We start from the raw sequence: 415 nt of genomic DNA, 5'->3' as shown, positions 1-415 counted from the left end.
TCCGCCTTCCCGAAAGCCGTCCAACCCGCCACCGACACCCCCGGCACCCCCTCCGCCGTCGATCGCCTCCGCTCCTTCGTCGACCACCAGATCGCCCGCCTCGAAACCCTCCGCCCGATCCTCTGGGACGAGATCGACCGCCCCGAGGCCGACGCCATCGAGGTCGCCGCCCTGATCGACACCAGCAAGGACGGCCAGCTCCGCCACCGCTACCGCCGCGACGCCTTCCGCGACTTCCACAAATCCCTCAACGCCCTGACCCGGCTGCGCTCCGAACGCTCGAAAACGTTCGCCCGCGAGGCGAAGCTCATGAACGCCTCCCGCTCCCCTCGCGACGACCGCCCCGCCTACGTCCCCCCCTCGGCCGATCGGCCCGATCCTCCCCGCGTCGATTCCCGAAACGAACCCCCGCCCA

Annotated in this window: 1 protein-coding gene; it reads left to right on the top strand. The window is 71.1% G+C overall.

Annotation, left to right across the window (positions count from 1 at the left end):
* A partial coding sequence (locus HG800_RS26825) for a hypothetical protein (RefSeq protein ID WP_169981484.1) occupies positions 1-415 on the top strand: 415 nt, incomplete at both ends.

It is taken from the genome of Tautonia rosea, from assembly GCF_012958305.1.
In the GTDB taxonomy this organism is placed as follows: Bacteria; Planctomycetota; Planctomycetia; order Isosphaerales; family Isosphaeraceae; genus Tautonia; species Tautonia rosea.
This window is presented reverse-complemented; position numbering and strand designations above follow the sequence as displayed.